This is a genomic window from Skermanella sp., from assembly GCF_059503625.1.
In genome coordinates this window covers 1-8,747 of the sequence record NZ_JCACHA010000591.1, presented here as the reverse complement: position 1 = coordinate 8,747, position 8,747 = coordinate 1, and the positions used below count along the sequence as shown (strand labels likewise).

The 8,747-nt window shown below is 65.2% G+C and carries 8 protein-coding genes and 1 pseudogene; 6 read left to right on the top strand and 3 right to left on the bottom strand.

Translation table 11 applies throughout. The features are described from left to right. The 5 genes and pseudogenes from AC5JJ6_RS15255 to AC5JJ6_RS15235 form a co-directional block, all read left to right on the top strand. A pseudogene (locus AC5JJ6_RS15255) lies at window positions 1–457 on the top strand (methyl-accepting chemotaxis protein); the annotation flags it as partial. Between the two features lie 60 nt (window positions 458–517). Further along, window positions 518–823 carry an STAS domain-containing protein gene (locus AC5JJ6_RS15250; RefSeq protein ID WP_496042871.1) on the top strand — a complete coding sequence of 102 codons (306 nt, stop codon included), beginning with the start codon at window positions 518–520 and terminating at the stop codon, window positions 821–823. A 22-nt stretch (window positions 824–845) separates the two neighbouring features. After that, window positions 846–1,562: an ATP-binding protein gene (locus AC5JJ6_RS15245; RefSeq protein ID WP_496042870.1), complete on the top strand. Its 717-nt coding sequence runs from the start codon at window positions 846–848 to the stop codon at window positions 1,560–1,562. After that, entirely contained in the window at window positions 1,559–2,785 is a 1,227-nt protein-coding gene (locus AC5JJ6_RS15240; RefSeq protein WP_496042869.1) for a response regulator, read from the top strand. The genes AC5JJ6_RS15245 and AC5JJ6_RS15240 overlap by 4 nt, the downstream gene beginning before the upstream one ends. Next, a complete protein-coding gene (locus tag AC5JJ6_RS15235) occupies window positions 2,782–3,960 on the top strand; it encodes a PP2C family protein-serine/threonine phosphatase (protein WP_496042868.1) in 1,179 nt (392 codons plus the stop codon). Before AC5JJ6_RS15240 ends, AC5JJ6_RS15235 begins: the two co-directional genes overlap by 4 nt. Window positions 3,961–3,969: 9 nt before the next feature. Here AC5JJ6_RS15235 and AC5JJ6_RS15230 read toward each other — a convergent pair whose 3' ends face one another. The 3 genes from AC5JJ6_RS15230 to AC5JJ6_RS15220 all read right to left on the bottom strand — a co-directional run bounded on the left by AC5JJ6_RS15230 (window position 3,970) and on the right by AC5JJ6_RS15220 (window position 7,936). Continuing rightward, window positions 3,970–4,758, bottom strand: a complete 789-nt coding sequence (locus tag AC5JJ6_RS15230) for a ferritin-like domain-containing protein (protein ID WP_496042867.1) — start codon at window positions 4,756–4,758, stop codon at window positions 3,970–3,972. After that, on the bottom strand, window positions 4,755–5,543 hold the full coding sequence (cysQ, locus tag AC5JJ6_RS15225) for a 3'(2'),5'-bisphosphate nucleotidase CysQ (RefSeq protein WP_496042866.1): 789 nt from the start codon (window positions 5,541–5,543) through the stop codon (window positions 4,755–4,757). Before cysQ ends, AC5JJ6_RS15230 begins: the two co-directional genes overlap by 4 nt. 68 nt (window positions 5,544–5,611) lie before the next feature. Continuing rightward, the gene (locus AC5JJ6_RS15220) at window positions 5,612–7,936 is read right to left on the bottom strand and encodes a xanthine dehydrogenase family protein molybdopterin-binding subunit (protein WP_496042865.1); all 2,325 of its coding nucleotides are present in this window, start codon (window positions 7,934–7,936) and stop codon (window positions 5,612–5,614) included. 219 nt (window positions 7,937–8,155) lie between these two features. On the opposite strand from AC5JJ6_RS15220, the gene AC5JJ6_RS15215 reads away from it, so the two are divergent. Beyond that, window positions 8,156–8,747 (top strand): SOS response-associated peptidase (locus AC5JJ6_RS15215; RefSeq protein WP_496042864.1); only part of this gene is annotated, 592 nt, incomplete at its 3' end.

Sequence of the window (8,747 nt, the reverse complement as noted above, 5' to 3'; positions counted from 1 at the left end):
GCTCGCCAAGGACCGCATCGACATGACGATGATGAGCCTCGTCTCGCAGAGCCATCATTTCCAGAGCGTCCTCCAGGATGCGGCGCGGGTTTCGACCGAAATATCCGCCCACATCAACCAAGTCATCACCCGCATGCAGTTCCAGGATCTGGCAAAACAGCGCCTGGACCATGTGATCGACGGCATGACCGTCATCTCCGCCGGGTTGGACGATTTGGGCGGGCGGACCCGTTCCGCGCTGCCTGCCGGGACCGAGGCTTCGTTCCCCCAGGAATGGCTGGACCGCCTGCTCTCCGGGATGACGCTGAGCGAACTGCGCCAGCGTTTCGTGCGGCGCATGCTGCTGGACGGGACGGCGCTCGATACCAACGGCGCGCTCGATCTCGATGCAGCATATCCGGACGTGGAGGCGCCCTATGGCGGTGGCGACAATGACGATAATATCGAATTGTTTTAAATGCTATATAGTATTACAATCGCCGGTGAGTATGCCGGTAGTGAAGGGGCAAGGTGATTTATGGATTATCGAATTGAACAGAATGGCGCCGAACTTAAGATCTCCCTCTCCGGCCGGCTGACCTTCAACGATCACGGCAAGGTACGCGCCATGATCCAGGAGATGGTCCAGAGCAGCGCCAGCCGGCAGATCCTCGTGATCAGCGGCCTGGAATTCGTCGACAGCTCAGGGCTCGGCATGATCCTCGTCGCCCGTGAAGAAGTCAGCCAGCTCAACAAGAACCTGACTCTGCGAGGGGCTCAGGGACAGGTCAAGCGCGTCTTGACCGTCGCTCAACTCGGCAAAGTCATCGACATCGAAGACTGACGTCAGGGATCGGTGATCAAGAATGCAGGCGAACACACTGTACGGCGTCGGCCTATCCGCCGAGCGTCTTGAGGAGTTTGCCTCGGCATCCGCCATCGGGTGCGGTCGGGCCGCAGCCGGCTTGCCCGCCGACTGGGAGCTTGACGGCGCCGCCGTGCTGGCAGCAAACCTCAGCGATGAGAGTTTTGGTGAAATTCTCAGCCGTGGCGCCCGCACATGCATCGAGATCGGCGAACTGGCCGTATCGGACGTCGCGGCATCGCTGCGTCTCGCCGAGGCCAGTTCGATCTTCGTGTCCCTGACGACGGTGTCGGCCTATCGGTTCCAGCTTGCCCACCGCATCGTCCAGGCACTCGACCGGCGGCAGCCGGTGGGGGAGGAGCGGTGCTACGACATGGAGCTGGCATTGCAAGAAGCGATCAGCAATGCCGTCATCCACGGCAACCTCTCCGTTCATAGTCTTGAAAATCCGTCGCTGACGGCGCTGGAACGGTTTTCCAACGAAGTCGAGGGCCGCCTTGCCGATCCGGAGCTTGCCTGCCAGCGGTTGAAGGTGGCGGCCCTGCTGGGAGATGGCGGGATCGCCATCGACGTGATCGACCAGGGACCCGGATTCGTACCCGGGACGCGCAAGTCGAGCGTTGCGAGCGGGCGCGGCATTTCGTTGATCGAGACGCTCGTATCGGGCTGGGAACTGCTGGATGACGGGCGCCGCATCCGGCTGAGGTTCGACCGATGACCGGCGCTCCTGCTTCAGCGGAAGCCCGCCAGATCGGCATCTACGATTGCCTGATTCTGGTCGTGGACGATACCGACTTCAACCGCACCCTCATCACCGCGATGCTTCGGCAGGCCGGGTTCCGGCGGATACAGCATGCGGTGGACGGTATCGACGCGCTCCGGAAGATCGGCGACGAGCTGCCCGACCTCGTCATCCTGGACATCGTCATGCCGGGGCTGGACGGGTTCGAGGTTTGCCGCCATCTGCGGGCGGACCCCCGGTTTTCCGACCTTCCCGTGCTCGTCCAGACCGCGCTGTCCAACACCGAAGACCGCAACAAGGCGTTCCAGCTTGGAACGACCGATCTGATCACCAAGCCGATCGACCGCAACGAGTTGCTGGCGCGGGTCCGCATCCATCTGGAAAACCGAGTCCTGATCCAGGACCTTCAGCTTTATCGGGCACGTCTGGAAAGCGAACTCGGCATGGCGCGGGAGATGTACAATCACCTGTTGCCGACACCGGCGCTGTTCGACCAGATCGGCCGCGACAGCGGGGTCCGCATCCGCCATCACACCGCGGTTTCCAGCGAATTGGGCGGCGATCTGTGGGGCATCATTCCCCTGTCAGAGCGCCGCTTCGGGCTCTACCTGCTCGACATGACCGGCACGGGCGTATCCGCGGCACTGAACGCGTTCCGGATGCATACGGTGCTGCATGAACTGGCGCCCTTGGCGGGCGACCCCTCGCGCTTCCTCGGCGAGGTCAATGCGCGGGCGGTGGACCTGTTCGAATCGGGGGAGCGGGTCTCCGTCATCTACGGCGTGATCGATCCCATGATCGGCACCTTCACCTACGCCACCGCCGCGGCCGGCCGGCCCATCCTGCTTCAGTGCGGCAGCCGGGTGGCGGAACTCGGCGACAGCGACGGCGCGTCGGTCGGCGAGAGTGGCGGCAGCGTGTTCCCCGCCCGTGTCCTGCCGTTCGGGCCGGGCGCCCGTTTGCTTCTGTACAACAACGCGGTGGCCGCGGCCTTGCCGGTGGAGTGCATTTCATCCGCTCCGAAAGCGCTTGCCGAGCTGGCCGCCCCCGCCCTTGGCTCGCCGACGCTGGCCGAGGCCTGCGCCCGCGTGACGTCGGCGCTGGCGCGTGTGGTCGGCGACCGTCCGCGTGAGGACATGACGCTGATCTTCCTTGCCAAGGAGGTATTCCAGTCACCGAGGGCCAAGGTAGCGTCATGACAGGAACGTCATCCGCTTCGGTCAATATCAGGAGCTCCCGGATCCTTGTCGTCGATGACAACCGGGTCAACCGGCACCTTCTGGTGGCGGTACTCCAGCGTGGCGGCTTCTCCAATGTCGGAACGGCGGAGGACGGCGTCGATGCACTGGCCAGGATCGGCGAAGCTCCGCCGGACCTGATGCTGCTCGACCTGATGATGCCGAAGATGGATGGGTTCGAGGTGTGCCGTCAAGTCAGGGCCAACCCGGCCTGGAAGGACCTGCCCATCCTGGTCCAGAGCAGCCTGTCCAGCTCGGACGACCGGAAGCACGCGTTTTCCGCCGGCGCCACCGACTTCGTGACCAAGCCGATCAACGCGACGGAGCTATTGTCGCGGGTTCGTATACACCTGGAGAACCAGGCTCTGCTGCGCGACCTGCAACAGTACCGCAACCGGCGGCAGACGGAGCTGGCGCTGGCGCGGAGCATGCAGGAACGGCTGCTGCCGCCGCCGTCGCGGCTGGCTCAGGCCAGAACTGACCTTGGATTGAGCCTGTCGGCTCATTTCGAGCCTTCGTCTGAGCTTGGCGGCGATTTCTGGGACTTGCGGCGCGGCGACCGTGACCGGCTGATCGTCTGGCTGGTGGACTTCTCCGGCCATGGCGTCGGTGCGGCGCTCAACACCTTCCGGTTGCATGCAATCCTGCGCCAGATGGACCTGAGCAACTTCGATCCGGCCGAGCATCTGCGCGAAGTGAACGAACGGGTCTGTCCGCTTCTGCGGAACGGCCAGTTCGCGACCATGCTGGTCGGCGTGGTCGATCAGGCGACCGACACGTTCCACTACGCTTCCGCCGGCGCTCCGGCCCCGATGATCCGGCAGCCGGGCGACGACGTGCCGGAGTTCGGTGACAGCAGCGGGCTGCCGGTCGGCATCCTCGCCTCGGCCCGTTACGAGAACCGCGACATTCCCCTGCCGGTCGGTGCCCGGCTGTTCCTCTACAGCGACGGCGCCAGCGAACTCTGGACCAGTGACGACACCGTGCTGGGTGAGGAAGGGCTGCTGGAGATCGCCCGGCAACACATGCACCTTCCGGACGACAACCACTTTCTCGACGGCGTCCTCGACTCGCTGGCGGCGCTGGGGAGCTTCAACGACGACGTGACGGCCCTCGTCCTTACGCGGCGCAGGTAGGTTGGTTTTTCAATCTGCAATTGGCTCATAAAAAGCGGCGGCGAAGCCGGCCTTGGACCGGCTGACCTCGTTGAACGGACGTTTCAGACTGCCCTTGAAGTAGGTCTTCACCAACGTCTGCCACGTCGGAATCGGCTCCAGCCCCTTCTCGGCGCAGACATGTTCGAACCAGCGCCGGCCGGCGGCGACGTGGGTGATCTCGTCGTCGTGGATGATCTGCAAGGCATCCGCCGCCGCGTCGTCTCCGAATTTCCGGAGGTTGAGAATCATCGCCGGCGTCACATCCAGACCGCGTGCTTCGAGAACCAGCGGAACGACGGCCAGCCGGGCGGCCAGATCATGGGCGGTGTCCTGGCTGGATTGCCACAGACCGTCATGGGCGGGCAGGGCGCCGTAGCGGCTGCCGTATGTTTCCAGCAGTCGCGACAGCATGTCGAAATGCCGCGCTTCGTCGTCGGCGACTTGGACCCAATCGTCGCTGAACTCCTTGGGCATATCGGAGCCGAAGCGGGCGACGATGTCCCAGGACAGGTCGATGGCGTTCAGTTCGATGTGGGCGAGGGCGTGAACCAACACTGCCCGTCCGGCGGCGCTGCCGCCTTTCCGGCGGGGCGGCATGTCGCGGACGGGGCGGAGCTCCGGTTCGGAAGGTCGGGCCGGGCGGCCTGGAACAGGATCAGCGACAGGTTGCGAAATAGCGCCGGCTCGCCACTCCTGGGCGAACCGGCGGGAGAGTCGGACTTTCTCGGCAGGGTCCGCCGTGGTCAGGACGGTGACGGCGGCGGTGCTGAGGTTCATCGCCGGCCGTAGGCGACGAACTCGCCGTTGAGGTAATCGGGCTTGCCGTAGCCCAGGCGCTTGCCGTCGGGCGTTTCGATCGAACCGCCGGCGGCGAGCAGGATCGCGTGGCCGGCTGCGGTGTCCCATTCGGAGGTCGGGCCAAAGCGGGGATAGATGTCGGCTTCGCCGCGCGCGATGATGCAGAACTTGAGGGCGCTGCTGGAGTGGCGGTGTTCCTTCACCAGCTTGCCTTGAAGGAAAGCGTCGAGCTTGGCGCGGTCACCGTGCCGGCGACTCGATAGACAGACCATTCCATCCGCCGGAATGGTCCGGGCGGAGATCGGAACGTCGTGCCGGCCCTGTTCGCAGTGAACGGCGGTCCCCGGACCGGCGGCGGCGTAAAGGTCGCCGTCTACCGGCAGGTACATCACGCCGAGCACCGGAATGCCGTTGCTGACCAACCCGATGTTGACGGTGAACTCGCCGGTGTGTTCGACGAAGCTGCGGGTGCCGTCCAGCGGATCGACCAGCCAGAAGATCGGGTGGTCGCCGGGGGGAGACTTGCCGGAAGCGTATTCCTCCTCCGAGATTACGGGGATATTCGGGGTCAGGTGATGGAGGGCCGGCAGGATGACGGCTTCGGCGGCGTGGTCTGCCGCCGTCACCGGGCTGCCGTCCGGCTTCACATGGGCGGAAACCGTGTCGGTGTAGTAGCGCAGAATAACCTGACCGGCCTCCCGCGCGATGGCCTTCACGGCAGGCAGTAGTTTAGCAAAGCCCTGATCCAGGCTGAAATCCGCCATAAGTCCCCCAAAGCTCACAAGGAGGTGAGCATACGCCTCGCCGTGAGCCTTGGGAAACCCCGGCGACGCTATTCAGCGGCCATTGCGGGCCGTTCCGCATTGATCAAACGCCAAATCTTTTCCGGTGTTGCAGGCATGTCCACATGCCGGACGCCGAAGACCGACAGCGCATCGACCACCGCGTTGATGACGGCGGGCGGTGCCCCGATGGCGCCGGCCTCACCTGCGCCCTTCATGCCGAGGGCGTTGGTGGTGCTGGGCACCTCGTTCAGCTTGAACTGGACGAAGGGGAGGTCGGTGGCGCGCGGCAAGCCGTAGTCCATGAAGGACCCGGTCAGGAGCTGTCCGGTATCCGGATCGTAGACGCATTCCTCGTGGATCGCCTGTCCGATGCCCTGGCCGACGCCGCCATGGACCTGACCGGCCAGCATCATCGGGTTGAGCACCTTGCCGAAATCGTCGACCACGGTGTAGCGGACGAACTCGATCCCGCCGGTATCCTCGTCGATCTCCAGCTCGCAGATGTGGCAACCGTTGGGGAAGGTCGAGGCCGGCGGCGTCCACTGCCGTTCCTCGTCGAAGGCGAAGCCGCCGCCGGCGGGGGCATTGGCCTTGGCGACGTCCTGGATCGTCACCTTGCGGTCGGTGCCGGCGATGGTGAAGGTGCCGTCGTCGAACTCGATATCGACGGCAGCGGCTTCCAGCATCTCGGCCGCCTTGGCGCGGGCCTTCTCGATCACCCGCTCCGCCGTGTCGGACAGGGCGGCGCCGCCGACCGGGATCGAGCGCGAACCGCCGGTACCGGAGCCGAAGCTGATGCGGGCGCTGTCGCCCTGGACGATCTCGATGTCCTCGACCGGAACGCCGAGCCGGGCGGAGACGATCTGGGTATAGGCCGTCTCGTGACCCTGGCCGTTGGACTGGCTGCCGATCAGGACCGTCACCTTGCCGGCCCCGTCCATCTGGATCGTCGCCTGCTCCGGTCCGCCGCCCGAACAGGCTTCGATATAGGTGGACATGCCGATGCCGCGCAGCTTGCCCTTGGCGCGGGCCTCTTTCCGGCGCTGCTCGAAGCTGTCCCACTCCGACAGGGCGAGGGCGTCGTCCATGTTGCGGGCGAACTCGCCGGTATCGTAGACCAAGCCGAGGGAGGTGCTGTACGGCATCGCTTCCGGCGGGATGAAGTTGCGCCGGCGCAGCTCGCCGGGGTGCATCTTCAGCTCGCGCGCCGCCGCATCGACCAGGCGTTCCAGCAGATAGGCCGCTTCCGGCCGCCCGGCTCCCCGATAGGCGTCCACCGGGTTGGTGTTGGTGAACACACCCTTGACCAGGATGTGGATCGCCGGAGTCGTGTAGACGCCGGCCAGCATCGCGGTGCCGGCATCGGTCGGGATGTAGGGGCCGAAGTTGGAGAGATAGGCCCCGAGGTTAGCGACGGTGGAAACCCGCATCGCCAGGAACTTGCCGTCCGCGTCCAGCGCCAGATCGGCGTGGGAAACGTTGTCGCGGCCGTGGTCGTCGCTGAGGAAGGCCTCGCTCCGGTCGGAAGTCCACTTGACCGGGCGGTTCAGCTTGCGCGCGGCGAACACCGACAGGACGTATTCCGGATACATGAAGATCTTCATGCCGAAGCCGCCGCCGACATCGGTCGTCAGGACGTGGAACTTCTCTTCCGGCTCGTTGAAGATCTGGGTGGCGAGCTGGGTCCGCATGCCGTGGACGCCCTGGCTCGACACGTAGAGGACGTAGCGGTCCTGGTCGTCGATGGTGGCGAGGCAGGCCCGCCCTTCCATCGGCGTCGGGGCGACGCGGTTGTTGATCAGGTCGATGCTGACGACCTTGGCCGCCTTGGCGAAGCCGGCTTCGGTCGCGGCCTCGTCACCCTTTTCCCAGAGGAAGCTGAGGTTGCCGGGCGCCTGTTCCCACACCTGCGGGGCGTTGGGGGCGAGCGAACCGGCGGTGTCTGTGATGGCGGGAAGCTGGCTGTAATCGACGAAGATCAGCTCGCTGGCGTCGCGCGCCGCATCCAGCGTTTCCGCGACGACGAAGGCGACGGGATCGCCGACATGCCGGACGCGGCCCTTGGCGAGGGCCGGGCGCGGCGGCGTCACCAGCGGCGAACCGTCCTTCTGGACCAGCGGAACGTTGCAGGGAATGTTCTGGATGCCGGCCGCCTCAAGGTCCTCGACCGTGTAGATCGCCACGACGCCGGGGGCGTTGCGGGCTTCTTCCAGGTCGATGGAGACGATCTCGGCGTGGGCCTGCGGCGACCGCAGGACATAGGCGTATGTCTGACCCGGTAGGGAGATGTCGTCGGTGTAGCGCCCGCGTCCAGTCAACAGGCGGGCATCTTCGGTACGCGGAACCGCTTGGCCAATGCCGAACTTGGTCATGTGCTCTTCAACCCCCCAGATGGAACCCGATTCGGTGAACTCTTTGTTTGGCCTGCCGTCGCGGTGCGTTGCCACGGAAGGCAGGCGGTATAGAGTTTAAGCGACATATGCCGGATGACAAACCCCGCATTCGCTCAAGGCTGTCATGTAATGGTGCGCATGGCTGGAACCACCTTGGCGGAGGATATGTTGCCGGCAGGGCTATGAACTGGAAACAACATGTGCGGACGCTACACCCTTGCCACCCCCGTCGCGGAATTGAGCCGGATCTTCGGCTTTTCCGAACTGCCCAATCTGGCGCCCCGCTACAACATCGCCCCGACCCAGGAGATCGCCGCCGTCCGCCTGCTGCGCGACGAGGAGCGGCGCGAGCTGGTGCTGATGCGCTGGGGGCTGGTGCCGTACTGGGCCGACGATCCGTCCATCGGCAGCCGGATGATCAACGCACGGTCGGAGTCGGTCGCGGACAAGCCGGCCTTCCGCAGCGCCTTCGCCCGGCGGCGCTGCCTTGTGCTGGTCGACGGCTTCTATGAATGGCAGCAGCATGGCGTGCCCAAGGGCGGCAAGAAGCAGCCCTACCGCATCCGCCGGCGCGACGGCCAGCCCTTCGCCTTCGCCGGGCTGTGGGAAAGCTGGAAAGGTCCGAAGGGCGGCCCCGAACTGGACCAGCCGCTGGAAACCGCGACGATCGTGACGACGGACGCCAACGAGGTGCTGAAGCCGCTGCACCACCGGATGCCGGTGATCCTGGCCCCCGAAGACTACGACGCGTGGATGAACCCCGAAACGCCGAAGGACGCCGCCGAAGCGC